Source organism: Streptomyces sp. NBC_00386 (genome assembly GCF_036063235.1).
Lineage (GTDB): Bacteria > Actinomycetota > Actinomycetes > Streptomycetales > Streptomycetaceae > Streptomyces.
The window spans coordinates 6,654,760-6,679,756 of record NZ_CP107950.1; the positions used below are offsets into that span (position 1 = coordinate 6,654,760).

Here is a 24,997-nt window from a genome sequence, read left to right on the forward strand (position 1 = left end):
CCCTCGTGCGCGGGACTCCCGGGAGCGTGCGCCCGGTGTCGCTTCCGGCGGATCTCACGCCCAGCCTCCTTGCTTGCGACGGGTCCTGCGCAGCAGCCACAGGAAGAACGGGCTGCCCAGCAGGGCGGTCAGGACGCCGAGGGGGAGCTCGGCGGGTTGTGCGATCGTCCGGGCGGCGAGGTCGGCCGCCAGCAGCACGGCCGCGCCGCCGAGCGCGCTGCCCGGGATCAGGAAGCGGTGTCCGGGCCCGGCCGCCATGCGCAGCAGATGCGGTACGACCAGACCGATGAAGCCGATGATCCCGGAGACGCTGACGGCCGCCGCGGTGAGCAGCGCGATGACCAGCACGAGGACGAGCCGCAGCCGTTCGACGTCGACGCCCAGGTGCCGGGCCGGCCGTTCGCCGAGGGACAGCAGATCGAGCCGGCGGGCGTACAGCGGTGCCAGGGCCAGGCCGGTCGCGGCGCAGGGCAGGACCGCGAGAACCTTCGGCCAGGTCGCCTGAGCCAGCGATCCCAGCTGCCAGAAGGTGATCTGGCTGACGGCGGCGGAGTCCGCGAAGAACAGGAACAGTCCGATCAGGGCGCCGGTGAAGGCGTTCAGGGCGATCCCGGTGAGGATCAGCGTGACGACCTCGGTGCGGCCGCTCGAGCGGGACATCGCGTAGACGACCAGGACCGCGGCCAGTCCCGTGACGAAGGCGACGGCCGGGACGGTGAAGGTGCCGAGGAAGTCCAGGCCGAGCGCGATGGCGGCGACCGCGCCGACCGCCGCGCCCGACGAGACGCCGATGACGCCGGGTTCGGCCAGCGGATTGCCGAACACGCCCTGCATCAGAGCGCCCGCGCAGCCCAGCGAGGCGCCGATGAGCAGCGCGAGCACGATCCGCGGGAAGCGCACGTCCCACAGGACCGACTCCGCGACCCGGTCCAGCGCGGCGCCCCCGAGACCGGCGCGGTGCGCGACGGAGGCCAGTACGTCCCCGGTGGGGATGGGGTAGGCGCCGAGCCCGGCGGCCACGGGGACCAGGACGAGCAGGGCGGCGAGCAGCCCGGCGGTCAGGAGCCAGGGGGTGCCGTGTGCCCGCCCGCGCAGGGGAGCGGTGGCGGCCTCGCCGGTGACCGGTTCGGCGGGAGCCCCGGACACCGGGCGGTCGAGGGCGGTCATCGGGCGTCCCCGTACAACTGCCGTACCAGCGAGCGCAGTACCTGGTCCGTGCGCGGCCCGTAGTTGAGGAGCACCCCGTCCTCGACGGACACCACCCGGCGCTTCGTGCCGGCCGGGGTCTGCGCCACCCCCGGGATCTTGACGAGCCCGTCGGTTCCGCCGACGGACGCGAGGCCCTTGGACATCACGAGGATCGCGTCGGGCGCGGCCCGGACGAGCGCCTCGGTGGTGATGGCGGTGAAGTCCTTGTCCAGGCCCGACTCGGCGCCCGCGTCGACCGCCCCCGCCGCCTCCAGCAGCGAGGTCGCGCCGGAGCCGCGGCCGCCGATGAGATAGACGGAGGCGGAGCCGCGCAGGTAGAGGAAGGCGACGCGCGGGTGGTCCGCGTGCGGCGGAATCGCCTTGCGCGCGGCGGCGATCCGGTCCTGCGACCGCTGTGCCAGCCGCTTCCCCGCCGCCGGTACGCCGAGGGCGTCGGCGACCGTCCGGATGCGCGGGCCCACGTCGGCGAGGCCGCGCGCGGGGGCGACGACCAGGACGGGGACACCGGCGTCGCGGATCTGCTCCATCGCCTCGTCCGGTCCGGTCGTCGACTCGGTGAGGACGAGGTCGGGGTGGAGGGAGAGCACGCTCTCGGCGGAGACGTCGTGGTTGCGGGTGACGACCGGCAGTTCCCTGGCCTGGTCGAAGGTGGCGGTGATGTCACGGGCGACGACCCGGTCGCCGAGCCCGAGCGTGAAGACGATCTCGCTGAGGCTGCCGGACAGGGGAACGATCCGGTCGGCCTTCTCGACGGTCGTCCGCGGTCCGCCGAACGACCGCACCGTGACCGGGAGTCGGGGCTTCCCGGGGGACGCCAGGGGTTCGACCCGGTCGGTGCCGTCCGATCCGTTCGTCCCGGCGGCTCCGGCGGCCGCCGTCGGCGCGGGGCCGGCGGAGCCCCCGCATCCGGTCAGTGTGAGGGCGAGCGCGGACAGCAGCGCCCCCGCCAGTCGTGTGCGCAAGCGTTGCACTGTCCCGTTGTTCCTCTCGGTCCTCTTCCAGCACGTCCGGTCGATAGTTTAGGTTAGCCTTACCTAAGTCACCAGGGGTTCTCCGGACCCCGGAATCCGGAGGACACCCATGACCGCGCGTTCGAGGGCCCTGGGGGCCGCCGTGGTCTGCGTGGCCGTGCTGGGGGCCCTGCTCACCGCCACGGCCGCGCACGCGGCGAGCCGCACCGTGCGGGGCGGCCGGCTCGACTGGGGCATCAAGTCGTCCTTCCAGGGCTATGTCACCGGGCCCATCGCGAAGGGGAGTTACTCCCTCACCGGGGGCGCGGCCACGGTCGGCGCGAGCCAGTTCCGCTTCCACTCCGCCACCGGCTCCTACGACGGCGGCACGGGCGCCTTCACCGCCGCCTACTCCGGCGGAGTCCGCTTCGTCGGACACCGCAAGAGCGGCGGCGGCTACGAGCTCGACCTCACGATCAGCCGTCCCGTCGTCCGCGTCACCGGCGGTGGCGGCACCCTCTACGTCGACATCACCAGCAAGGCGAAGGGCACCGGGACGGTCACGACGTCCACAGGGGTGCCCTTCGCCGCCCTCTCCCTCGGTGGCATCGACATGAAGGGCGGCGGCACCGCCGTCCGGCTCGACAACCTTCCGGCCAGGCTCACTTCACAGGGCGCCCGGTCCTTCGCCGGCTACTACACGGCGGGTACGGCACTCGATCCCGTGAGCCTGGAGGCGGACGTCCTGGCCCCGGCCGGGCCGTCGGCCACGCCCACCGCGAAGCCGTCCAAGTCCCCGGCGAAGAAGACCGGGAGAGCGAAGGCGGACGCGATCGAGGACGGAGCCGTCGACTGGGGAGTGCGCCGCACGTTCCGCGAGTACGTCACCGGGCCCGTCGCCGCCGGGAAGTGGACGCTGACCTCCGGGGCCCAGGACGGCGGCGCGCTCTTCCGGTTCCCCGCGGGCGAGGGCACGTACGACGGGGAGAAGCACTTCCTGAGGGCCGCCTTCGACGGGGCTCTGCGCTTCACCGGCCGGCAGGGGCTCGACCTCAGGCTCGGCGCAGTGCGGGTCACCGTCGAGGACGGCGAAGGCACGCTCTACGCCGATGTGGCGAGCGCGGACCTCACCGGGGAGAAGGTCCCGCTCGTGACCTTCTCCGCCAAGGGCATGAAACCGAAGGGCGGACTGCTCCGACTCGCCGAGGTGCCGAGCACGTTGACGGCCCGTGGCGCCAAGGCGTTCGGCGGGGTCTACCGAGCCGGCACGCGCATGGACCCGGTGACCCTCTCGATCGCCCTCACGGACGACGCACGGCTCCCCGCCCTGCCCGACCTCGGCGAGTCCGCGTCCCCCTCGCCCACGCCGCGCGCGTCGCGGACACCCGGCGCGAAGGCCGCCACCGCGCCCCGCGCGGAGAACACCGCGAGCGGCGGCCCCGTCGGCGGACCGGCCCTGCCGGTCGGCCTCGCCCTCGGAGCGCTGCTCGCGGCCGCGGTCGCCTTCGGCTTCGTCCGCAGGCGCCGCACGCCCACCGACTGACCCGACCCACCCCCACCCTCGACCCACCCCACCCTCGACCCACCCCCGATGTCGGCTCGTCCCCAACCCCAACCCACCCCCGAACCACTCCCCGTCCACCCCCCTTCGTTCCCCGTACGCCACCGATCCCCGCGCCCCGGCGCAGGACGCTCATCCCCGAGGAGACCCACGACCATGGCCGCCCATCGCCACCGCCCTCTCGCACTCGCCGCCGCCGTCGCGGTCGCCCTGGGGGCCGGTGCCTTCGCCGTGACCAGCGCGTCCGCCGCCGAAGCGCCGCTCAAGGACTACGAGTTGACCTGGGGCATCAAGCAGTCCTACCGCTCGTACGTGACCGGGATGGCGGCCGGGACCTTCACCCCGTCCGGCGGGGCGACGCAGGCGGACGGCAACGGCGCGTTCACCTTCACCGACGGCAGCGGGACGTACGACTCCGGCACCCATGCCGTACGGCTCGGCTTCGCGGGGAGTCTGAAGATCGCCTCCAAGCTGCACGGCTTCGAACTCACCCTGTCGGACGTGAAGTTCGACAGCGCGGCGGCGGAGATCACCGCCGATGTCACGAGCGGCGGTACGACCCGGGAGGACGTCCCGCTCGCCGATGTCACCGTGACCCGCACGATGACGGACATGGAGACCAGGCTGACGAAGGAGGCGGCGACCGTCCTCGGCAGCGCGGGCTACGAGGGTGCCGCGGGCGATCCGCTCACCGTGACCCAGAAGCCGGCCGCGACGCAGACGCCGACCGCGACCCCGACCGCGACGGGCTCCGCGTCCCCGGAGCCGACCTCGTCCACGTCCACGTCCACGTCCACGTCCGCCTCGGCCTCCGCGTCACCCTCGTCCTCCGCCTCGTCCTCCTCCTCGGCGTCCCCGTCGTCCTCGGACCCGGCCTCGGAGAGTGCGAGCCCGACCGTCTCGGCCTCCGGGACGGGTGCCCCCGCGCGGGGCGAGATAGCGGACGGCACGCTCGGCTGGGGTGTGAAGCAGTCCTTCCGCACGTACGTCGTGGACGGTGCCGCCCAGGGGAAGATCACCGTGTCCGGCGGGGCCACGCAGGCCGCCGGCAACGGCGCCTTCACCTTCACGGACGCCACCGGCACCTATGACACCGACGCCGACACGCTCTCGGCCTCCTTCGAGGGCGCGGTCAACTTCAAGGGCCATGAGGCGAACGGCAGTTACGGCCTCGACCTCACCCTCAGCGACCTCGGAGTGGAACTCGACGGCGGCTCCGGCGAGCTGACCGCCGACGTCGACAGCCTCGGCAAGACCTCCGCCGACGTCGTCCTCGCGGACCTGAGCACGGACACCGAGGGCCTGACGGCGCAGGACGACGTGATCACTCTCGACGGAGTGACCGCCAAGCTCACCAAGGCCGGCGCGGAGGCCTTCGGGGGCTTCTACGCCGAGGGCACCGAGCTGGACCCGGTCGGTCTCTCGGTGGCGCTGAGCGACGACGCCGAACTCCCGGACGGGAACGGCGGGTCGGGCTCCGGTTCCGGCTCGGGTTCGGGTTCGGGCGGCTCCGGTACGTCGTCGGGTACCACGGGCGGCGCGGGGGCGACCGGGTCCACGACGGGCGGTGTGAGCGGTGCCCTGGCCTCGACCGGGTCGGAGGTACCGGCCGGCGCGCTGGGAGCCGCGGCCGCGGTGACCCTCGCGGCGGGCGCCGGCGTGGTGGTCGCCATGCGGCGGCGGCAGAACGCCTGATCCGTCGAAACCGGTCCGGACGCGTTCCCGTCCGGACCGGCGGACCGGACCGCCCGCCTCCGGCAGCGTTCCCGATGATCAGGGAGCTTTCGGAGGCGGGCGGTCCGGTCTTGTGGGTCACCGGTCAGGCGGATGAATGTTTGAATGCCGGAGTGACTGACTACGACGTGCTGCGGGTCTTCTGCGGACCAGGCGGCGGGTATGGCAATGAGCTCGGTGTCGTGCGCGAGGGCTCGGTGATGCCGGACCGCGCCGAACGGCAGGAGCTCGCCGCGAAACTCGGCTTCAGCGAGACCGTGTTCGTCGACGACCCCGAGCGCGGGGTCATCGACATCTACACCCCTTCGCTGCGGCTGCCGTTCGCCGGACACCCGTGCGTCGGGGTGGGATGGCTGCTCGACGTGCCCGAACTGGTCACGCCCGCCGGTGTGGTGGGAGTCCGGCTGGACGGCGAGTTCAGCTGGATCGAGGCGCGGGCCGAGTGGGCGCCGCCGAGGACGCTGCGGCGGCACGGGACCGCGGCCGAGGTCGAAGCGCTGGCCGTGCCGCCGTCGGGCGAGTGGATCTACGCCTGGGCCTGGGAGGACGAGGCTGCCGGCCGGGTGCGGGCCCGCGCCTTCCCCGGCCGCAACGACGGCATCGAGGAGGACGAGGCCACCGGAGCGGCGGCGCTGCTGCTGACCCAGCAGCTCGGCCGGGCCCTCAACATCACCCAGGGCGTCGGTTCGCAGATCCTCACCGCACCGCAGCCGGGCGACTGGGTCGAGATAGGCGGCCGGGTCCACCTCGAACGCTGAGACCGCACCACCTCGCCCGGCACGCCCGGGTCCCACCGTCCCCGGACGGTCAGACCCGGCACGCCCGGGTCCACCGCCCCTCAGGCGGTCAGCGGGAACTCCTCGCCGAGGGCCCTGAACACCCCGGTGTTCAGGGCGAACGCCCGCTTGCACTCCGCCACGATCCGCTGCTTCTCCAGGTCGTCCGCCCGGACCCCGTCCAGCAGCTCGCGGTACTCCCGCTTGAACGCGGCCGGGTTGGAGATGTCCTCGAAGACGTAGAAGCGGACGCCGTCGCCCTTGCGGCTGAAACCCCAGGTCCGCTCCGCCCTGCCGCGGATGATCTGGCCGCCGGAGAGGTCACCCAGGTAGCGCGTGTAGTGGTGGGCCACATAGCCGCCCGGCCACGCGAGGGCGCACTCCGTGACCCGGTCCGCGTAAGCGCGGGTGGCGGGCAGGGCGGTGAGCGTGTCGCGCCAGTCCGGGCCCCGCAGATGGGCGAGGTCGCGCTCCAGGGCGCCGCGGCGCAGCAGCTCGGGCCGCAGGAACGGCCCGGCCACCGGATCGGCGGCCAGCCGCTCGGTCCCCGCCTCCAGCGCCTCGTACACGAACCACAGCTGTTCCGTGTAGCGCGCGTACGCCTCGACGCCGAGCCGGCCGCCGAGGAGGTCGCTCATGAACGTCGAGGTCTCCGCCTCGGTGTGCTGTTCGTGCGACGCGGTGCGGATGAGCGTCGAGAAGGGTGTGCCCGCCGGCTCCGTGGTGTCCGGCGTGCTCAGCGTGTCCGACGTGTCCGACGCGTTCATGGGGCCTCCGGAGCCGGTGAGGAAGGGCGAGAGCCCGTTGCGAGATCAGTCGAATCTTCTATGGTTAGGCTTACCTAAGTCAATACTCTTCCCGACGCGCTGTCGGTAAAACCGTACCCCGATCGCGGGCCTCGCCCACATGGAAAAACCCGCCCTGTGGACAGGGCGGGTTTCAGTGGTTCCGGGAGCTCCGGGCGGCTACGGCAGGGTCAGGATCTCCGCGCCGCTCGCCGTGACGACGAGGGTGTGCTCGAACTGGGCCGTGCGCTTGCGGTCCTTCGTCACGACGGTCCATCCGTCGTCCCACATGTCGTAGTCGTGCGTGCCGAGCGTGAGCATGGGCTCGATGGTGAAGGTCATCCCGGGCTGCATGACGGTGGTCGCCTGCGGGTTGTCGTAGTGCGGGACGATCAGCCCGGAGTGGAACGAGGAGTTGATCCCGTGCCCGGTGAAGTCACGGACGACCCCGTACCCGAAGCGCTTCGCGTACGACTCGATGACGCGCCCGATGATGTTGATCTGCCGTCCCGGCCTGACCGCCTTGATCGCGCGGTCGAGCGACTCCCGGGTCCGCTCCACGAGGAGCCTCGACTCGTCGTCGACGTCTCCGACCAGGTAGGTCGCGTTGTTGTCGCCGTGCACACCGCCGATGTACGCCGTCACGTCGAGGTTCACGATGTCACCGTCGCGCAGCACCGTGGAGTCGGGGATGCCGTGGCAGATGACCTCGTTGACCGAGGTGCACAGCGACTTGGGGAAGCCGCGGTAGCCGAGGGTCGAGGGGTAGGCGCCGTGGTCGCACATGTACGCGTGCGCCACCCGGTCGAGTTCGTCCGTCGTCACACCCGGCGCGATGAGTTCGGCGGCCTCGGCCATCGCCCGCGCGGCGATCCGCCCGGCGACACGCATCGCCTCGATCGTCTCGGGCGTCTGCACCTCCGGTCCGGTGTACGGCGTGGGGGCGGGCTTTCCCACGTACTCGGGGCGCCTGATGTTTCCCGGCACGGGGCGGGTGGGAGAAAGCTCCCCTGGTACGAGCAGCGACTGGCCAGACATGGCAGCGAGTCTAACCAGCGGGCATGGGGGAACATGTCCCTGGCGAAAGGAGCTGGTGATGGCCCTGTTCAAGAAGCGGACGGTCGGCAAGCCCGGCGAGTGGTACTACTGCCTGGAGCACAAGAAGGTCGAGGAGGGGCCCGAGTGCCCCGCCAAGGACCGCTTCGGCCCGTACGCCACCCGCGGGGAGGCCGAACACGCGATGGACCTCGCGCGGGAGCGGAACCTCGAATGGGAGACGGACCCGAAGTGGCACGACGCGTCGGGCAAGGCGCCGGACGCCGAGGACGACTGAGGCGGGTGCCCCGGCCGGCCGCGGCACCGGGTTCCGGGACGGCCTAGGGCTGACCGCCGAGGCGGGGCCAGGGGTGCCCGGGCGGACCCTCGTACGCGCTCGTCAGGAACGCGGTCACCGGAGGTGCGGGCAGGATCCCCTCCGCCCGCGCGGAAGCGCCCAGGAGCCCCTTGCGGCTCCACGCGTAGCGCCCGCCCTCGGCGATGGACCGCAGGGACGGTTTCGCCGCCTCGTGCGAGGACTGGTTGACGGGGCCGACGGCCCCGCGTCGGCCGCGACGCTTCCGGCGGCGCCGGGGCGCCCCTGTCGGCCCGCCGACCCGTCAGCCGCGCCGGAAAGGGGCAGGGGGCGGGCCCGCTACCACCGGTGCGATGGTGGGGCCGTCAACTGGTCCGCGAGGCGGGACAGACGGTCGCGGAAGCGGTGGCGGCCCCGGGGCGAGGGCAGCGCGTTCTCCCCGGCCGCCGCGCTGACCAGATGCTGCACGGTGTCGAGGTCGAGCTCGGGGTCCGGCGGCACCGCGAGCGACTCGTGGGCCAGCGCCGGCAGCTCGCCCTCCCCGTGGGACAGGGCCAGTACCGTCGCCCCGGCCCGCCGGGCGCCGTGCACCCGCTCCAGCAGCGCGTCCCCGGGAACGTCCGGCGCCACCACGAGCAGGGTCTCGCCGCGCCGGGCCGCCTCGATCCGTCCGAGGCCCACCGCGAGGTGAGCCGGATCCGACTGCCGCGCCCCGTGCCGCACCAGCGTCGGCGACAGCTCCGGCGTCCCCGACCAGGCGGCCTCGTCCACGAGGTGTGCCGCGAGGTGCCAGGGCTCGTACGCCTCGGAACCCACCAGCAGCAGACCGCCGCCGTGCGACACCACGGACCCCCGCAGCGTTCCCCCGAACCGCCGTGTCGCACCCAGCCATTCGGTTCCGGCAAGCACTTCGCGCAGCAACGCGACCCGTACGGCATCCATGGCCGCATCCTGCCGCAACGGGCCACTCGTGACCCGGAGTTCACCACGAATTCGCCCAAGTTGGGCAGAAGTCCGCACCACCGACCCCATGAGTGACCGCAGCAGGGAGCCCGGCCATGACACAGTCGAGCGCAGAGACCGGCACCGGCACGGACGGCACGACCGGCCCCGGCACCGGCACGGACGGGACGACGGGCACCGATACCGCGGTGAGCGTCCCCTTCCGCGCCGGGCGCGAGGGCTACGCCAGCTTCCGGATCCCCGCCGTCGTCGCCACCCGGACCGGCACACTGCTGGCCTTCTGCGAGGGCCGGGTCGGCTCCGCGAAGGACCACGGGCACATCGACATCGTGCTCAAGCGGTCCGCGGACGGCGGCCGGACCTGGGGCCCGCTCCAGATCGTCGCGAACAACGGGACCGACCTCGCCGGCAACCCGGCGCCCGTCACCCTCGACACCGGCCGCGTCCTGCTCGTCCACGTCCGCAGCGCCGCCGCCGCCACCGAGGACGCCCTGCTGCGCGGCAAGGTGAAGGCGGCCGACGGGCGGCGCGTATGGGTGCAGCACAGCGACGACGACGGACGCACCTGGTCGGCTCCCAAGGAGATCACCGCACAGGTGAAGAAGGCGGGCTGGCGCTGGTACGCCACGACACCGGGGCACGCGCTCCAGCTCGGCTCCGGCCGGGTGGTGGTCCCCGGCAACCACACCCTGCCGCCCACCGGCACGGACAACGGCACCGAGGCGAAGTACAACAGCGGGCACTGTCTGCTCAGCGACGACCGCGGGGCGACCTGGTACCTCGGCTACCTCGACGAGAACACCAACGGATACGTCAACGTCAACGAGACCACCGCCGCCGAACTCCCCGACGGCCGCGTCTACTTCAACACCCGCAACGACTCCCCGTCCCCCGGCAACCGTGCCGACGCCCACTCCCTCGACGGCGGCAGAACCCTGGTCAAGCCCTTCCGCCCACAGGCCGGGCTCGTCACCCCTATCGTCCAGGGCAGCCTGCTCCAGCTCCGCGACCCGGACCTGCTCCTGTACTCCGGGCCCGCGGACCCGGACTTCCGCGCCCTGATGACGGTCCGCGCCTCGGCCGACGGCGGCACCACCTGGCGCTCGGCGCACACCGTGGACGGACTGCCCGCGGCGTACTCCGACCTGGTCCGCGTCGACACCGGCACGGTCGGACTCCTCTACGAGACGGGCGACTTCGGCGCGTACGAGACGATCACCTTCCGGCGTCTCCCGGTGACCGCGCTCGGGTGACCGTCCTCACCCCGGGCGCTCGGCCGACCCGGACGTCCTGGCGCGGCCCGCGCACGTAAAGTCGGCCCATGACCTCTACTGACAGTGCACAGAAGGCCCCCGCCAAGGACCCCTGGGACCTGCCCGACGTGTCCGGGCTCGTTGTCGGCGTGCTCGGCGGCACCGGTCCGCAGGGCAAGGGCCTCGCCTACCGTCTCGCCAAGGCGGGGCAGAAGGTGATCATCGGCTCGCGCGCCGCCGACCGCGCGCGGGCCGCGGCCGAGGAGCTCGGCAACGGTGTGGAGGGAGCCGACAACGCGGAGACCGCGCGGCGCAGCGACATCGTGATCGTCGCCGTGCCGTGGGAGGGCCACGGCAAGACCCTCGAATCGCTGCGCGAGGAACTGGCCGGAAAGCTGGTCGTCGACTGCGTCAACCCGCTCGGCTTCGACAAGCAGGGCGCGTACGCGCTGAAGCCGGAGGAGGGCAGCGCCGCCGAACAGGCCGCCGCCCTGCTGCCCGGCTCCCGGGTCACCGCGGCCTTCCACCACCTCTCCGCCGTGCTGCTCGCGGACCCGGAGATCGAGGAGATCGACACCGATGTGATGGTCCTCGGCGAGGAGCGCGCCGATGTCGAGATCGTCCAGGCCCTCGCCGGCCGCATCCCCGGTATGCGGGGCGTCTTCTCCGGCCGGCTGCGCAACGCCCATCAGGTCGAGGCCCTGGTCGCCAACCTGATCTCGGTGAACCGGCGCTACAAGGCGCACGCGGGCCTGCGGGTGACGGACGTCTAGGGTCTGTCGTCCCGGCCGACGGCGGGGCCGGGGGGTGCGCCACCCTCCGGCTCCCGTGGGGGACACTGGTGCCGAAGCAGTGTCCCCCCGACAGGAGCCGACCCCATGCCCCGCCTCGCTCTCTACGCCCTCGCCGTCTGTGTGCTGTCCGTGGCCGCGGCCGTCGTCTCGTTCGTCCAGGGCAGCTGGCTGGGCATCGTGTGGGTGCTGCTGGCGGGCCTGTCGTCGAACATGACCTGGTACTACGCACGGCGGGGCAGGGCGTAGCCGCCGGGCAGGGCCCGGCGGCCGGGGACGTGGGTTCCCGCCCCCCCGCCCTGTCAGGAGGACCGCAGGCAGATGTCGCTGTTCGACTCCCAGAAGCGGTAGAGCCACTGTCCGCAGTCGGTGTCCCGGCCGTCGATGCCCAGGCCGCCCAGGACGGCGTCGATCAGGTGGAAGAACTCCTGGTTCACCTCCGGGATCCACAGCAGCCCGAACACCGCGAGCAGCCCGAACGGCGCGAAGGGCTCGACCTGACGGCGGACGCCGTACGACAGCCAGGGCTCGATCACGCCGTAGCCGTCCAGGCCCGGGACCGGCAGGGAGTTCAGGATCGCGGCCGTGACCTGGAGCAGCGCGAGGAAGGCCAGCGCGTAGCGGAAGGCAGGGGGGACGCCGTCCAGGGCGTGCAGCCAGAACGGGGCCGTGCACACGACGGCGAACAGCACGTTCGTCAGCGGGCCCGCCGCCGAGATCAGGCTGTGCTTCCAGCGGCCCTGGATGCGGCCCCGCTCGATGAAGACCGCGCCGCCCGGCAGACCGATGCCACCCATGATCACGAAGAGCAGCGGCAGCACGATGCTCAGCAGTGCGTGCGTGTACTTCAGAGGGTTCAGGGTCAGGTAGCCCTTGGCGCCGATCGAGATGTCGCCGCTGTGCAGCGCGGTGCGGGCGTGCGCGTACTCGTGCAGGCAGAGGGAGACGACCCAGGCCGCCGTCACGAAGAGGAACACGGCCACGCCGGGCTGCTCGGCGAAGCCCGTCCACGCCGCCCAGCCGGTCACCCCCATGACGGCCACGATGCCGACGAAGACGGGGCTGATCCTCCGGTCACTGCGGCGGGTCGCGACGGTGGTCATGGGGCTCCCTGGACTGGCTGGGCCGACGAGCATGTGCTGGAGACTGCCCGACCGTACCGGGCTCATGCGGAAAACGTCTCGCCATGGGGCATCGGTTCCGGAGAAGCTGGGGGAATGGGGCTGTGGCGGGTGTTCTACGCGGACTGGGAGATGGAGTGCTGCGGCACCCCCTTCTCGGTCGGGGACGAGGTGACCTGGCCGCTCCTGCTGGACGAAGGGGGCGAGACGCTCGGCGGCGGCTGGTCCGGGGCGCTCAGCGCGATCACGGCGACGCCGGAGTACGTGCGCGTCGACGGAGCCGAGATCCGGGTGCTGCGCGCGGACGACGGCCTGGTCGTCGCCCTGCACAGTGATCCCGACGACGATGCCACGGGCACGGGCACGGACGGTGGCAGGAGCAGGAGCAGGAGCAGGAGCAGGAGCAGGAGCAGGAGCACCGACACCCGTACCGGTACCGGCTCGGGCCGTGACGGATCGGGGCCGGGTCCCGGCCGACGGGTCGCGAGGAGCGGTCTGCTCACCGTCGAGCGGCACGGTGCCCGGTGGCCCGAGACGACCGGCACGGTCCGTACGATCCACCTGGTGCACCAGGACTTCGCGGAGACCGCGCCCGGCTCGCGCACCTGGGAGCCGGTGCCCGCGTCGCGCTCCTTGGAAGCCGTGGACCGCAGCCCCAGGTGGTTCGGCGAGGGCCGGGCCGGAGTCCTGGCCGAACTGTACGTACCCGGCCCCCGCACCTGACGCCACCGGAGACAATGGACCCCGTGCGCTATCGCATTCTCGGCACCACCCAGGCACTCCGCCCCGACGGCACGCCCGTCCCGATAGGCGGGGCGCGGCTGCGTGCCCTGCTGACCGTTCTCGCCCTGCGGGTCGACCGGACCGTGCCGGCGGCGCTCTTGGTCGACGAGGTGTGGGACGGCGACCCGCCCACCGACGCGACAGGAGCGCTGCAGGCATTGGTCGGGCGGTTGCGTCGGGCCATCGGCGCGGACTCCGTCGCCTCGGCCGACGGCGGTTACCGGCTCGAAGCCGCGCCCGACGACGTCGACCTGCACCGCTTCGAGCGACTCGCCGGTGAAGGCAGCCGGGCCGTCGCCGACGGGGACCCGGCCAAGGCCGCCGTCATCCTCGACGACGCCCTGGCTCTGTGGCGCGGCCCCGCCCTCGCGGACCTGCCCGACCGCACCGCCGAAGCAGCCCACTGGGAAACCCGTCACCTGCACGCCCGGCACGCTCGCCTCACCGCGGCGCTGGCCCTTGGACACGCCGAATCCGCCCTTCCCGAACTGACCGCCCTGTGCGACGCCCACCCCCTGGACGAGCCCCTCCAGGTCCTGCGTCTCCGCGCTCTGCGCGAAGCGGGCCGCACGGCGGAGGCCCTGGCCGCGTACGAGGACGTACGACAAGTGCTGGCCGATCGCCTGGGATCCGACCCCGGCTCGGAGCTGCAGTCCCTGTACGGGGAGTTGCTCCGCCCGGCCGGGACCGGCGGCGGGGCGCACACGCAAGGCGCGGAGGCTCACGCCACGGGGGTTGATCACCACCTCGTCGAGCGGCGTTCCCGCCCCGTGTCACCGCCCCCCGGCAACCTCCGTGCCCGGCTCACCTCCTTCGTGGGGCGTGAGAAAGACATCGATGCCATCCAGGGCGATCTCGCGACCGCCCGGCTCGTGACCCTGCTCGGGCCGGGCGGCGCGGGCAAGACACGGCTGTCGCAGGAGACGGCCGAGGCCCTGGCCCCCACCCTGCGGGACGGAGTGTGGCTGGCCGAACTGGCCCCGGTGGACGACCCGAAGGCCGTGCCCGAGGCCGTGCTGACCGCCGTCGGCGCCCGCGAGACCGTCCTGCGCGGAGCCGGTGCCGAGGAGATGCGCGCCGTGGCCGACCGGCACGACAACCCGCTCACCCGGCTCGCCGAACACTGCGCCAAGCGCCGGATGCTGATCGTCCTCGACAACTGCGAACATGTCGTCGACGCCGCCGCGCACCTCGCCGAGGCCCTGCTGGAACGCTGTCCCGGTGTGACCGTGCTCGCCACCAGCCGTGAACCACTCGGTGTACCGGGGGAGTTGCTGCGCCTGGTGGACCCGCTGCCGGAGCCCGTCGCACTGCGGCTGCTCGCCGACCGGGGTGCCGCGGCCCGGCCCGGCTTCCGTGTCGAGGACGACCCCGAGGCGGCCGCCGAGATCTGCCGGCGCCTCGACGGCCTCCCGCTCGCCATCGAACTCGCCGCCGCCCGGCTGCGGATGCTCACCCCGCGCCAGATCGCCGACCGGCTCGACGACCGGTTCCGGCTGCTGACCTCGGGCAGCCGTACCGTGCTGCCCCGGCAGCAGACCCTGCGCGCCGTCGTCGACTGGTCCTGGGACCTGCTCGACGAGGCCGAACGGGACACCCTCGGACGGCTGTCGGTGTTCGCGGGCGGCTGCGACCTCGCCGCCGCCGAGGCCGTCTGCGGTCCGGCCGCGCTGGACGTCCTCGGCTCGCTCATCGACAAGTCCCTTGTCGTCGCCGCCCCTTCGGGCGAAGCGGACCTGGAGATGCGCTACCGGCTGCTGGAGACCGTCGCCGAGTACGCGGGCGAACGCCTCGACGAGTCCGGCGCCCGTGAGGCCACCGAGCGCGCCCATCTCACGTACTACCGCGAACTCGCCCGCACCACCGACCCCTTGCTGCGCGGCCCCGGACAGCGTGCCGCGATCGACCACATCGAGCGCGAGTACGAGAACCTGCGCACCGCCCTGCGGCACGCCGTCACCGAACGCGACGAGCAGGAGGCGCTGTGCATGGTCCTCTCGCTGGCCTGGTACTGGCAGATCCGCGACCAGCGCGTCGACGCCCGTGCCTGGTCCATGGAGGTGATGGACCTCGGCCCCGACCCCTTCGCACCGCCCGTGCGCCCGGCCGTCCCGCTGTACGAGCGCTGCACGGACTCGCCGCCGCCGATGCGCGAGGAGGTCCTCGAAGAGGCCCGGCGCGGCGTCCATCTCGTCCATCTCGCCTATATGGACATGGACATGGGGGCCTGGCAGACCCCGGAGGCCCAGGAGAAGCTCCGTACCGTCAGTGCGACCTACGAGCCCGGGATGCCGCAGACCTGCCGCACCCCCGGCTACCTCTGGTTCTACGCCGTGCTGCTCACCGGCACGATGGAGCGGTTCACCGAGGTGATCAACAAGACGGTCAGCACCTGCCGCGAACTCGGCTACGACTGGGAACTGGCCACCGCTCTCCAGATGCGCGCCAACATCCTCGCCAACCGCACCGACATGGCGGGCGACGCCACCGTGGACGCCGACGAGGCACTGGAGCTCTTCGGACGCATCGGTGACGCCTGGGGTGCCGCCGAATCCCTCTCCGCGCGTGGGGAGGCCCATGAACGCAAGGGCGACTTCCGGGCCGCCGCCGCGGACTACGCGGAGGCGGGGAAGTACGCCGAGCGTCTGGGCGCGCGTGCCCAGACGGCCGTGCTCGACGTCCGGCTCGGCTGCATGTACATGGAGCTGGGACAGGCCGAGCGCGGCGAGCGGTTGATCCGCGACGTCCTGGCGAACGGACACGGCGCCCACAACGAGGCCATGCCGGCGGCCCACCTCTTCCTCGCGACCTGGCTCGGCCGCAGTGGCCGGATCGATGAGGCGCGCGAGCAGATACAGCTGCTCCGGCAGGACTTCGGGGCCGGCTCCTTCGTCCTGTTCGACGGGTTCATGCTCGGCATCGAAGCCTGGCTGGACGCGATCGAGGGGCAGAGCGAGAGCGCCCTGGACAAGGTGCGCGTGGCTCTGGAACGGTCCGCCGACCGGCTGTCGCGGATGATCGCGCCGCACATGCCCTCCGCCCATCTGACGACGGCGGCCATCGCCCTCGGTGAACTGGACGGCGGCCGTCGCGCCCCGGACGCGGCCCGGCTGCTGGGCGCCGCGGACGCCCTGCTGCCGCCGGGCCACTTCGCCGGTCCCATGGAGGTCGAGGTGCGCGCGCGGGCCGAAGCGGGCGCGCGGGCCGTGCTCGGCGACGCGGCGTACGAGGCGGCATACGCGGAGGGCGGCGGCCTCTCCGTGGAGGAGGCCGCCGCCCTCATCTGAGGCGCGGACGCGAACCGGCGCGCCCCGGCCCCGGTGGCGGGGCCGGGTCCGTGCGTCGGACGTCAGCTCTTGGTGCGGAACTTGTGGATGGCGACGGGTGCCATCACCAGGGTGAGGGCCAGCGACCAGCCGAGCGTCACCCACAGGCCGTGCGCGACCGGACCGCCCACCATCAGCCCGCGTGCCGCGTCCGCGAGGGAGGACAGCGGGTTGTACTCGGTGAAGTTCTGCAGCCAGCCCGGCATCGACTTGGTAGGCGCGAAGATCGACGAACCGAACTGGAGCGGCATCAGTACCAGGAAGCCCATTGCCTGCACGGACTGCGCGCTCTTCATGATCACGCCGAGGGTGAGGAACACCCACATCAGGGCTGAGCCGAAGACCGCCGACAGGCCCACGGAGGCGAACAGACCGGGCCAGTTGGTGATGTGGAAGCCGACCAGGACGCCGACGATCATGAGGATCGCGGTCGCGATCAGCATCCGCATCACCTCCACCGCGATCTTGGCGAACAGCACCGAGCCGCGCCCGATCGGCAGGGACCGGAACCGGTCCATGACACCGGAGTTGAAGTCGGTGTTGAAGCCGGTGCCCACTCCCTGGGCCATGTTCATGCCCATCATGGCCATCAGGCCGGGCACGACGTACTGGACGTACGCCTCCTGTCCGCCGCCGAGCGACTGCCCGATGGAGCCGCCGAAGACGTAGACGAACAGCAGCGTGAAGATGACCGGGAACAGGATCGCGTCGAACATCGACTCCGGGTCCTGGCGGATCCACAGCAGGTTGCGACGGATCAGCGCGCCGGTGTGGCGGGCGTGCGCGCGGAGCGAGATGCGGGGGTCGGCCTCGACCGTGAGGGGGGTTTCGACAACGGCGGTACTCATGCGGAGACCTCCTCGTAGGCGCGGGCGGGGTTCTCGTCCTGCGGGGCACTGGCCTTGTGGCCGGTGAGGGAGAGGAACACCTCGTCCAGACTGGGCAGTTCGGTGGAGATGGAGGCGATCGTGATGCCGCGGGCGGTGACCGCGCCGACGACGGCGGTGAGCTGCTCGTCGCTGAGGATCGGGACCAGCACGCTGCCGGTCTCGCTGTCCACGATCGTCGTGGCGAGGCCGGTGAGCCCCATCTCGTCGAACATGGAGGCCAGCGGGCGCAGTTGCAGCGGGTCCACCGGGCGGATGCGCAGCGTCCGGCCGCCGACGCGGGCCTTCAGCTCGTCGATCCGGCCGTTGGCGATGACCTTGCCGCGGTCGATGACCGTCAGCTCGGAGGCGAGCTGCTCGGCCTCCTCCATGTACTGGGTGGTGAGCAGCACGGTGACGCCGTCGGCGACCATGCGCTTGACCTCCTGCCACACCTCGTTGCGGGTGCGCGGGTCGAGGCCGGTCGTCGGCTCGTCCAGGTACAGCACGGCCGGGCTGCCGATCATCGAGGCGGCGAGGTCGAGCCGGCGGCGCATACCGCCGGAGTACGTCGACGCCGGGCGCTTGGCGGCCTCGGTGAGGGAGAAGCGCTCCAGGAGCTCGTCGGCGCGGCGGCGGGCCTCCTTGCGGGGCAGGTCGAGCAGCCGCCCGATCATGTAGAGGTTCTCCCAGCCGGGGAGCTTCTCGTCGACCGAGGCGTACTGGCCGGTGAGGCCTATCACCCGGCGAAGCTGCCGGGGCTGCTTCAGCACGTCGAAGCCGGCGACCGTGGCCGTTCCGGCGTCGGGGGTGATGAGGGTGGACAGGCAGCGGACGAGGGTGGTCTTGCCGGCGCCGTTGGGGCCCAGGACTCCGAGGACGGTGCCCTCGCGCACATCCAGGTCGACCCCGTCCAGCGCCTTGGTCTCGCCGTAGTGCTTGACCAGCCCCCGTACGGTGACGGCGCTGCGGCCGGTCGCAGCCTGCCGGGGCGTGTTGTCGATTCGCGTCATGTCCATCAAGGTGCCAGGCGCCACCGACAAACGACCGACAGGCCGCCTACAGAACCCGATCGTTACCGATAGGTCGCCGACAGTCGGTCGACAGAACGCGAATACGCGGCGACAACCCGCCGACAGGACGCGAAAACGGCGACAACCCGCCGACGGGGGAAGATCGGCGGGTTGTCTCTGGTGCCGCAGTGGCTCGGTGCCTCGGGACTCCCCGGGTGTCCTGGGGGTCTCGGAGGTTCAAGGGACTCGCCCCCCATCGGCCGCGAGGGCCAGGGTCCTGGCGTCCCACCGGCCGCGAGGGTCCGGGTCCCGGCGACGGTGCCTCAGTGGACGGAGTGCTCCTCCAGCGGGAACGTCCCGCCGACGACGTCCTCGGCGAACGCCTTCGCCGCGTCGCCCATGATGCCGCGCAGGTCGGCGTACTGCTTGACGAACTTCGGCACCTTGCCGCCGGTCAGGCCGAGCATGTCGGTCCACACCAGGACCTGCGCGTCGGTCTCGGCGCCGGCGCCGATGCCGACGGTCGGGATGTGCAGGGTGCGCGTGACCTCGGCGGCGAGCTCCGCCGGGACCAGTTCGAGGACGACGGCGAAGGCGCCCGCGTCCTGGACCGCCTTGGCGTCCCGCAGCAGCTGCTGCGCGGCCTCCTCGCCCCGGCCCTGGACGCGGTAACCCATGGAGTTCACGGACTGCGGGGTCAGGCCGATGTGCGCCATCACCGGGATGCCGGACTCCACCAGCAGCTCGATCTGGCGGTGCGAGCGCTCGCCGCCCTCCAGCTTCACCGCGCCCACCCCGGCCTCCTTGACCAGGCGGGTCGCCGAGCGCAGCGCCTGCACCGGACCCTCCTGGTAGGAGCCGAAGGGCAGGTCGCCCACGATCAGAGCGCGGCTGGTGCCCCGGACGACCGCGGCGGACAGCATGGTCATCTCGTCCATGGTGACGGGGACGGTCGTCTCGTACCCCAGGTGGCAGTTGCCGGCCGAGTCACCGACGAGCATGACCGGGATACCGGCCTCGTCGAAGACGGACGCGGTCATCGCGTCGTAGGCGGTGAGCATGGGCCACTTCTCGCCGCGCTCCTTGGCGGCGGTGATGTCGCGCACCGTGATACGGCGGGTGCTCTTGCCCCCGTACAGCGCCTTGCTGCTGCCGGCGGCCTTGAGGACACCCTCCGCAGGCTGCTTCTGGGCAGCCGAAACCTGCGTCATCGCAACGGCTCCTTATGTCATCTCGAGGCACCCTGACGGCGTCCCCGGATCACCCCCATGGTGGCACTTCGTGCTACGCGAGGCTAGACCGGGCCCGCCCGGCCCGATGTCGTTCACGCCACGCTCCGCCCCGCCCGCTCCGCCTTCCCCTCCGTCATCCCCTCCGCCTCCGTCCGGAGTCCTAGGTCTCTTCGTAAGTTCTGCGTAAAGCATTTCCGATACGAGACGGTGCCGTATCGAAATGCCTCTAGGGTGGTCGTCATGACAACTTCCGCTCCTCCGCTCGAACGACGAGTTCCCGAGGCGGTGCACCGGCGCCGCTGGGCGATCCTCGGCGCGCTCATGCTGAGCCTGCTGATCGTGGTGCTCGACAACTCCATCCTGAACGTCGCGATCAAGACGATCTCGACCCCCGCGCCCACCGGGCTCGGAGCCACCCAGGGCGAGCTGGAGTGGGCCATCAACGCCTACACGCTCGTCTTCGCCGGTCTCCTGTTCACCGCGGGCCTCCTCGGCGACCGGCTCGGCCGCAAGAAGGTGCTGCTCGCCGGTCTCGCCGTCTTCGGCATCGGGTCCGCGCTGGCCGCCGAGTCCGGCTCGCCCGTCCAGCTCATCGCGTTCCGTGCGCTCATGGGTCTCGGCGCCGCCTTCGTGATGCCCGCCACCCTCGCCGTCCTCATGAACGTCTTCGAGCGCGACGAGCAGCCCAAGGCCATCGGCATCTGGGCCGGCGGCGTCGGCCTCGCCATCGCGATCGGCCCGATCACCGGCGGCGTGCTCCTCGACCACTTCTGGTGGGGCTCGGTCTTCCTGATCAACGTGCCCATCGTGGTGCTCGCGATCGGCCTCATGATCTGGCTGGTCCCCGACTCCCGCGACCCGAACCCGGGCCGCCTGGACCCGGTCGGCGTGGTCCTCTCGATCATCGGCCTCGTCCTGCTGGTCTACGGCATCATCAAGGGCGGCCAGCTCGCCGACTTCACCGACGCCCGGGTCCTCGCGACCATCGGTGCCGGTGTCGCCGTCCTCGTCGGCTTCGTGGTGTTCGAGAAGCGCAGCGACCACCCGTCCATCGACGTCACCTACTTCAAGAACAAGGTCTTCTCGTCGGCGATGTCGGCCATCGCGCTGGTCTTCTTCGCGCTGATGGGCGTGACCTTCTTCTCGGTCTTCTACACCCAGAGCGTGCGGGGCTACTCGCCGCTGCAGACCGGTCTGCTGATGCTGCCGCTGGCCGTGGCCCAGCTCATCTTCGCGCCGCGCGCCCGGCTCGTCGTCGACCGCTTCGGCAACCGCGCCACCTGCACGGCGGCCATGCTGCTCATCGCCGCGACGCTGGCCGCGTTCGCCACGCTGGAGGCGGACACCCCGATCTGGCTCCTCGAGGTCATCTTCTTCCTGATGGGCACCGGCATGGCGCACATCATGACCCCGACCAGTGTCGTCATCATGCAGGCGCTGCCGCGCGAGAAGGCCGGCTCCGCGTCCGCGCTGAGCAACACCTTCCGCCAGGTCGGCGGCGCGCTCGGCATCGCGGTCCTCGGCTCCGTGCTCTCCACCGCCTACCGCAACGGCATCGAGGACAAGCTCTCCCTCGTCCCGGCCCCGCTGCGGCACACCGCGGGCGAGTCCATCGAGGCCACCCTCGGCGTCGCCGCCAAGCTCGGCCCGCAGGGCAAGGCCCTCGTCACCCCGGCGAACGACGCCTTCCTGCACGCGATGCACGTCACCGCCCTGTGCGGCGCGGGTGTCGCGGTCATCGGCGCGGTGGTCGTCGCGCTGTTCCTGCCCGGCCGTCCGGCGGCCGAGCGGGAGGGCAAGGAGGAGGCCGAGCTGGTGACGGCCGACCTCGGACAGGACTGACACCCGTGTACGCGACCGTGGGCACCCTCGACCGGGGTGCCCACGGCGGGCGCGTCGTGCGGTGTGCCGCCACCGCTGTGAACGGGGGAGAATGACACCTGGTCGCCGATGGGAACGGAGTTCGACGTGAGCCTCGCGGACAGCCGAGACAGGCAGGTGTGCCCCGGCCGGGGACGTCCCCGCAGCGAGGCGGTGGAACGAGCCATCGTCGAGGGCGTGATGAAGCTCCTGGAGGAAGGGGTTCCGCTCGCCGACATCTCCATCGAGCGGCTGGCGCGCACCGCCGGCGTCGGCAAGGCGACGATCTACCGCCGCTGGAGCGGCAGGGAAGAACTCTTCGTCGACGTCCTGCGCGGCGCCGAGCCCGCCGACCCCGAACTCCCCGGCGTCTCCATGCGCGACGACCTCGTCGTCATGCTGGAGTCGCTGCGCCGCCGCGGTCTCGTCAGCCGCTCCTCGGCCATCCTGCACAACGTCTACGCGCAGATGAAGAGCAGCCCCAAACTGTGGGCCGCGTACGACGCCACGGTCATAGCGCCGCGACGCCAACTGGGCTACGAGGTGCTGCGCCGCGGACAGGAGAACGGCGAACTCCGCGACGACGTCGACATCGAGCTGCTCAACGACATGTTCGTCGGCCCCATGCTCGTCCGCTCCGTCATGCGCCCGGACACCGAACTCCCGGAGGGCCTCGCCGAACAGATCGTCGACACGCTGCTGGAGGGCCTGCGCCCCGCCCGGCCGTGACACGAGCTGTTTCTGACGGGGTGAATGTGCGCGTTTCGTCACAGAGGCCGCACCTTGTGCCAAGATGCGGAACTCCGAGCGTGAAGTTGTACGTCCCCTTGCCTGTACGGCCGTCCTGGACGGCGAGAACCACACCGGACATCCCCTAGGGTCGTAGTCGAGGGGCAAGACGGTGCGCACGGCATTTTGTGAGGCGACGGTATGGCGCAGGCGTATATGACGGAGACGGGCAGCGACGGCCGGGGGCCGGAGCGCAGAGATTCCCGGCTCCGGCGCCTGCTCGACGGCTGGCGCGGCGACCGCGGCATCTGGCGGCGCGGACTGATCCTCGCCGCCCTCGCGCTGCTGCTCGCCCTGGTGATGCTGACGCACGCGCGGATCCCGAACCGGATCGGCAACCTCGGCAGTCTCACCGAGACGTTCCTGCCGTGGCTCGGGGTGTTCATCCCGGTCCTGCTGGTCCTCGCCTTCGTGCGCAGGTCCGCCAGTGCCCTGATCGCCGTGCTGCTGACCGGCGCGGTCTGGCTGAACCTCTTCGGCGGACTGCTCACCGACAAGACCGGCGCGGGCGGCGATCTGACCGTCGCCACCCACAACGTCAACGCCGACAACCCGGACCCGTCCGGCACCGCCCAGGACGTGGCCGCCTCCGGCGCCGACGTGCTCGCCCTGGAGGAGCTGACGGCCTCGGCGGTGCCGGTGTACGAGAAGGCGCTCGCGCCGACGTACAAGTACCACTCGGTGCAGGGCACCGTCGGACTGTGGAGCAAGTACCCGCTCGGTGACGTCCGGCCGGTGGACATCAAGCTGGGCTGGACACGCGCCATGCGGGCGACCGTGACGGCGCCGGCCGGACCGGTCGCGGTGTACGTGGCCCATCTGCCCTCGGTGCGGGTGAAGATGAAGGCCGGGTTCACCGCCCACCAGCGCGACAAGAGCGCGAACGCGCTGGGCGAGGCCATCGCCGACGATCCCCTGAAGCAGGTCGTCCTGCTCGGCGACCTCAACGGCACGATGAACGACCGGGCGCTGAACGCGGTCACCGCTCAGATGCGTTCCACGCAGGGCGCGGCGGGCAGCGGCTTCGGGTTCAGCTGGCCGGCCTCGTTCCCGATGGCCCGGATCGACCAGATCATGGTCAAGGGCATCGAGCCGGTGACCTCCTGGACCCTGCCCGCGACCGGCAGCGACCACCTCCCGGTCGCGGCCCGCGTGAAGATGGACGCCACGGCCTCTTAACCCGCCCGGAACCGCCTTTCAACCTCCTGGAATACTGGGCTCGGCAGACTTTGTTCACCAGCTAAACTTAATAGCCGGTGCTCCACCGACCGCGTCCCGCGCACATCGCCGTGCGCGGACGCGACCGTACCCGCGCGACCTCCCGCAGACCGCCGCGCCGCCCGTACGGAGTCCCGCTCGCCCCAGCTCCTTCGAAAGGCCTCTCATGCCTCTGGCCCTGCTCGCCCTCGCCGTGGGCGCCTTCGGCATCGGCACCACCGAGTTCGCCATGATGGGCCTGCTGCCCGACGTGGCGGGCGACCTGGGCATATCCATCCCGACCGCCGGACACCTGGTCTCCGCCTACGCGCTCGGCGTCGTCATCGGCGCCCCGCTGCTCGCCGCGGCCACCTCCCGGATGTCCCGCCGCACGGTCCTCATCGCCCTGATGGGCCTCTTCGTCGCGGGCAACGCGCTCTCCGCCCTCGCCCCCGGCGAGAACTGGCTGCTCGCCGCCCGCTTCCTCAGCGGCCTGCCGCACGGCGCGTTTTTCGGTGTCGGCGCCGTCGTGGCCACCGGCCTGGTCGCGCCCGAGCGCAAGGCCCGTTCCGTGTCGCTGATGTTCCTCGGCCTGACCGTCGCGAACGTCGCCGGCGTTCCGGCCGCCACCCTCGTGGGGCAGCACCTGGGCTGGCGGGCCACCTTCCTCGGGGTGAGCGCGATCGGCGTGGCCGCCATCGCCTCGCTGTACCTGCTGATCCCGCGGACTCCCGGCCACACCCCCGGCGGCGGCCTGCGCGGCGAACTCGCCGCCCTGCGCCCGCTGCCCGTCTGGCTCGCCCTCGGCACGACGGTCACCGGCTTCGCGGCCCTGTTCTCCGCGTACAGCTACATCACGCCCATGCTCACCGACGCCGCCGGATACGCCGACGGCAGTGTCACGCTGCTGCTGGCGCTGTTCGGGGTCGGCGCCACGGCCGGCAACCTGCTCGGCGGGCGGCTCGCGGACCACGCGATGCGCCGCACCCTGTTCGGCGGCCTGGCCTCGCTGGTGGCCGTGCTGGCCGCCTTCCCGGTGCTGATGCGTACCGAGTGGAGCGCGGCGGTGGCGGTGGTGCTGCTCGGCACGGCCGCCTTCGTCACCGGCTCGCCCCTCCAGCTGATGGTCATGGAGAAGGCCGCCGCCGCGCCGTCCCTCGCGTCCTCCGCCAACCAGGCCGCGTTCAACCTGGCCAACGCGGGCGGCGCCTGGATCGGCGGGCTCGCCCTGGCGGCGGGCTTCGGCGCGACCTCTCCGGCCCTCGCCGGAGCGGGACTTGCGGTGCTGGGCCTCGCGGTGGCCGCCGCGGCCCACGTGGTGGACCGCCGCCGCGCGGCCCCGGCGGCCGGGCACGAGCGGGTGGTCGCCACCCACGTCCCCGACCGGCCGGGCGCGCTGCACGGCTGAGCCGCCTGCCGTCAGCCGTCAGCCGTCAG

General features: G+C 72.1%; 22 protein-coding genes. 13 read left to right on the plus strand and 9 right to left on the minus strand.

The annotated features are described in order from the left end of the window. Window positions 1–54: 54 nt before the first annotated feature. The gene (locus OG780_RS29210; RefSeq protein ID WP_328453102.1) at window positions 55–1,167 is read right to left on the minus strand and encodes a FecCD family ABC transporter permease; all 1,113 of its coding nucleotides are present in this window, start codon (window positions 1,165–1,167) and stop codon (window positions 55–57) included. Beyond that, window positions 1,164–2,171: a heme/hemin ABC transporter substrate-binding protein gene (locus OG780_RS29215; RefSeq protein WP_443062229.1), complete on the minus strand. Its 1,008-nt coding sequence runs from the start codon at window positions 2,169–2,171 to the stop codon at window positions 1,164–1,166. Before OG780_RS29215 ends, OG780_RS29210 begins: the two co-directional genes overlap by 4 nt. Before the next feature lie 118 nt (window positions 2,172–2,289). Here OG780_RS29215 and OG780_RS29220 point away from each other — a divergent pair, with 118 nt between their 5' ends. The 3 genes from OG780_RS29220 to OG780_RS29230 all read left to right on the plus strand — a co-directional run bounded on the left by OG780_RS29220 (window position 2,290) and on the right by OG780_RS29230 (window position 6,212). Beyond that, window positions 2,290–3,702 carry an HtaA domain-containing protein gene (locus OG780_RS29220; protein WP_328453106.1) on the plus strand — a complete coding sequence of 471 codons (1,413 nt, stop codon included), beginning with the start codon at window positions 2,290–2,292 and terminating at the stop codon, window positions 3,700–3,702. A gap of 174 nt (window positions 3,703–3,876) precedes the next feature. Next, complete coding sequence (locus tag OG780_RS29225) at window positions 3,877–5,415, plus strand: HtaA domain-containing protein (RefSeq protein WP_328453108.1); 1,539 nt, start codon at window positions 3,877–3,879, stop codon at window positions 5,413–5,415. A 152-nt stretch (window positions 5,416–5,567) separates the two neighbouring features. Beyond that, a complete protein-coding gene (locus tag OG780_RS29230) occupies window positions 5,568–6,212 on the plus strand; it encodes a PhzF family phenazine biosynthesis protein (RefSeq protein ID WP_328453110.1) in 645 nt (214 codons plus the stop codon). 80 nt (window positions 6,213–6,292) lie between these two features. On the opposite strand, the gene OG780_RS29235 is transcribed toward OG780_RS29230, so the two are convergent. After that, entirely contained in the window at window positions 6,293–6,997 is a 705-nt protein-coding gene (locus tag OG780_RS29235) for a biliverdin-producing heme oxygenase (RefSeq protein ID WP_328453112.1), read from the minus strand. A gap of 198 nt (window positions 6,998–7,195) precedes the next feature. Then, window positions 7,196–8,053 (minus strand): type I methionyl aminopeptidase, encoded by an 858-nt coding sequence (gene map, locus OG780_RS29240; protein ID WP_326788137.1) that lies wholly within the window; start codon window positions 8,051–8,053, stop codon window positions 7,196–7,198. 58 nt (window positions 8,054–8,111) lie between these two features. Here map and OG780_RS29245 point away from each other — a divergent pair, with 58 nt between their 5' ends. Next, a complete protein-coding gene (locus tag OG780_RS29245) occupies window positions 8,112–8,348 on the plus strand; it encodes a hypothetical protein (RefSeq protein WP_328453116.1) in 237 nt (78 codons plus the stop codon). 357 nt (window positions 8,349–8,705) lie between these two features. Here the strand turns inward: OG780_RS29245 and OG780_RS29250 are convergent, their stop codons facing one another. Further along, window positions 8,706–9,308 (minus strand): hypothetical protein, encoded by a 603-nt coding sequence (locus OG780_RS29250; RefSeq protein ID WP_328453118.1) that lies wholly within the window; start codon window positions 9,306–9,308, stop codon window positions 8,706–8,708. A gap of 116 nt (window positions 9,309–9,424) precedes the next feature. On the opposite strand from OG780_RS29250, the gene OG780_RS29255 reads away from it, so the two are divergent. From OG780_RS29255 to OG780_RS29265, 3 genes are all read left to right on the plus strand, one after another. Then, window positions 9,425–10,582: a sialidase family protein gene (locus OG780_RS29255; RefSeq protein ID WP_328453120.1), complete on the plus strand. Its 1,158-nt coding sequence runs from the start codon at window positions 9,425–9,427 to the stop codon at window positions 10,580–10,582. Between the two features lie 68 nt (window positions 10,583–10,650). Then, a complete protein-coding gene (npdG, locus tag OG780_RS29260; protein WP_328453122.1) occupies window positions 10,651–11,355 on the plus strand; it encodes an NADPH-dependent F420 reductase in 705 nt (234 codons plus the stop codon). Window positions 11,356–11,460: 105 nt separating this feature from the next. Beyond that, window positions 11,461–11,622: a hypothetical protein gene (locus tag OG780_RS29265; protein WP_167455616.1), complete on the plus strand. Its 162-nt coding sequence runs from the start codon at window positions 11,461–11,463 to the stop codon at window positions 11,620–11,622. Between the two features lie 53 nt (window positions 11,623–11,675). Here the strand turns inward: OG780_RS29265 and OG780_RS29270 are convergent, their stop codons facing one another. Beyond that, window positions 11,676–12,476: a site-2 protease family protein gene (locus OG780_RS29270; protein ID WP_328453124.1), complete on the minus strand. Its 801-nt coding sequence runs from the start codon at window positions 12,474–12,476 to the stop codon at window positions 11,676–11,678. Between the two features lie 114 nt (window positions 12,477–12,590). Here OG780_RS29270 and OG780_RS29275 point away from each other — a divergent pair, with 114 nt between their 5' ends. Further along, window positions 12,591–13,217 carry a DUF6578 domain-containing protein gene (locus tag OG780_RS29275; protein WP_328453126.1) on the plus strand — a complete coding sequence of 209 codons (627 nt, stop codon included), beginning with the start codon at window positions 12,591–12,593 and terminating at the stop codon, window positions 13,215–13,217. Between the two features lie 14 nt (window positions 13,218–13,231). Beyond that, the gene (locus OG780_RS29280; protein ID WP_328453128.1) at window positions 13,232–16,564 is read left to right on the plus strand and encodes an AfsR/SARP family transcriptional regulator; all 3,333 of its coding nucleotides are present in this window, start codon (window positions 13,232–13,234) and stop codon (window positions 16,562–16,564) included. 62 nt (window positions 16,565–16,626) lie between these two features. Here OG780_RS29280 and OG780_RS29285 read toward each other — a convergent pair whose 3' ends face one another. From OG780_RS29285 to panB, 3 genes are all read right to left on the minus strand, one after another. After that, window positions 16,627–17,451, minus strand: a complete 825-nt coding sequence (locus tag OG780_RS29285) for an ABC transporter permease (protein ID WP_328453130.1) — start codon at window positions 17,449–17,451, stop codon at window positions 16,627–16,629. Continuing rightward, on the minus strand, window positions 17,448–18,482 hold the full coding sequence (locus OG780_RS29290; protein WP_326788147.1) for an ATP-binding cassette domain-containing protein: 1,035 nt from the start codon (window positions 18,480–18,482) through the stop codon (window positions 17,448–17,450). The genes OG780_RS29285 and OG780_RS29290 overlap by 4 nt, the downstream gene beginning before the upstream one ends. Window positions 18,483–18,805: 323 nt before the next feature. Further along, the gene (panB, locus tag OG780_RS29295; protein ID WP_328453133.1) at window positions 18,806–19,693 is read right to left on the minus strand and encodes a 3-methyl-2-oxobutanoate hydroxymethyltransferase; all 888 of its coding nucleotides are present in this window, start codon (window positions 19,691–19,693) and stop codon (window positions 18,806–18,808) included. Between the two features lie 261 nt (window positions 19,694–19,954). Here panB and OG780_RS29300 point away from each other — a divergent pair, with 261 nt between their 5' ends. The 4 genes from OG780_RS29300 to OG780_RS29315 all read left to right on the plus strand — a co-directional run bounded on the left by OG780_RS29300 (window position 19,955) and on the right by OG780_RS29315 (window position 24,968). Continuing rightward, on the plus strand, window positions 19,955–21,556 hold the full coding sequence (locus OG780_RS29300) for an MFS transporter (RefSeq protein WP_328453135.1): 1,602 nt from the start codon (window positions 19,955–19,957) through the stop codon (window positions 21,554–21,556). 126 nt (window positions 21,557–21,682) lie between these two features. Beyond that, window positions 21,683–22,303 carry a TetR/AcrR family transcriptional regulator gene (locus tag OG780_RS29305; protein ID WP_443062230.1) on the plus strand — a complete coding sequence of 207 codons (621 nt, stop codon included), beginning with the start codon at window positions 21,683–21,685 and terminating at the stop codon, window positions 22,301–22,303. Window positions 22,304–22,504: 201 nt separating this feature from the next. Then, a complete protein-coding gene (locus OG780_RS29310) occupies window positions 22,505–23,542 on the plus strand; it encodes an endonuclease/exonuclease/phosphatase family protein (protein WP_328453139.1) in 1,038 nt (345 codons plus the stop codon). A gap of 205 nt (window positions 23,543–23,747) precedes the next feature. Then, window positions 23,748–24,968: an MFS transporter gene (locus tag OG780_RS29315; protein WP_328453141.1), complete on the plus strand. Its 1,221-nt coding sequence runs from the start codon at window positions 23,748–23,750 to the stop codon at window positions 24,966–24,968. The last annotated feature ends 29 nt before the right edge of the window (window positions 24,969–24,997 follow it).

Bases quoted from the DNA above. Each gene is read 5' to 3' on its own strand.
- OG780_RS29285 (WP_328453130.1), bottom strand. From the start codon at position 17,451: ATGAGTACCGCCGTTGTCGAAACCCCCCTCACGGTCGAGGCCGACCCC.
- OG780_RS29245 (WP_328453116.1), top strand. From the start codon at position 8,112: ATGGCCCTGTTCAAGAAGCGGACGGTCGGCAAGCCCGGCGAGTGGTAC.
- map (WP_326788137.1), bottom strand. From the start codon at position 8,053: ATGTCTGGCCAGTCGCTGCTCGTACCAGGGGAGCTTTCTCCCACCCGC.
- npdG (WP_328453122.1), top strand. From the start codon at position 10,651: ATGACCTCTACTGACAGTGCACAGAAGGCCCCCGCCAAGGACCCCTGG.
- OG780_RS29250 (WP_328453118.1), bottom strand. From the start codon at position 9,308: ATGGATGCCGTACGGGTCGCGTTGCTGCGCGAAGTGCTTGCCGGAACC.
- OG780_RS29235 (WP_328453112.1), bottom strand. From the start codon at position 6,997: ATGAACGCGTCGGACACGTCGGACACGCTGAGCACGCCGGACACCACG.
- OG780_RS29310 (WP_328453139.1), top strand. From the start codon at position 22,505: ATGGCGCAGGCGTATATGACGGAGACGGGCAGCGACGGCCGGGGGCCG.
- OG780_RS29290 (WP_326788147.1), bottom strand. From the start codon at position 18,482: ATGACGCGAATCGACAACACGCCCCGGCAGGCTGCGACCGGCCGCAGC.
- OG780_RS29280 (WP_328453128.1), top strand. From the start codon at position 13,232: ATGGACCCCGTGCGCTATCGCATTCTCGGCACCACCCAGGCACTCCGC.
- OG780_RS29270 (WP_328453124.1), bottom strand. From the start codon at position 12,476: ATGACCACCGTCGCGACCCGCCGCAGTGACCGGAGGATCAGCCCCGTC.
- OG780_RS29225 (WP_328453108.1), top strand. From the start codon at position 3,877: ATGGCCGCCCATCGCCACCGCCCTCTCGCACTCGCCGCCGCCGTCGCG.
- OG780_RS29300 (WP_328453135.1), top strand. From the start codon at position 19,955: ATGACAACTTCCGCTCCTCCGCTCGAACGACGAGTTCCCGAGGCGGTG.
- OG780_RS29220 (WP_328453106.1), top strand. From the start codon at position 2,290: ATGACCGCGCGTTCGAGGGCCCTGGGGGCCGCCGTGGTCTGCGTGGCC.
- OG780_RS29255 (WP_328453120.1), top strand. From the start codon at position 9,425: ATGACACAGTCGAGCGCAGAGACCGGCACCGGCACGGACGGCACGACC.
- panB (WP_328453133.1), bottom strand. From the start codon at position 19,693: ATGACGCAGGTTTCGGCTGCCCAGAAGCAGCCTGCGGAGGGTGTCCTC.
- OG780_RS29275 (WP_328453126.1), top strand. From the start codon at position 12,591: ATGGGGCTGTGGCGGGTGTTCTACGCGGACTGGGAGATGGAGTGCTGC.
- OG780_RS29315 (WP_328453141.1), top strand. From the start codon at position 23,748: ATGCCTCTGGCCCTGCTCGCCCTCGCCGTGGGCGCCTTCGGCATCGGC.
- OG780_RS29210 (WP_328453102.1), bottom strand. From the start codon at position 1,167: ATGACCGCCCTCGACCGCCCGGTGTCCGGGGCTCCCGCCGAACCGGTC.
- OG780_RS29265 (WP_167455616.1), top strand. From the start codon at position 11,461: ATGCCCCGCCTCGCTCTCTACGCCCTCGCCGTCTGTGTGCTGTCCGTG.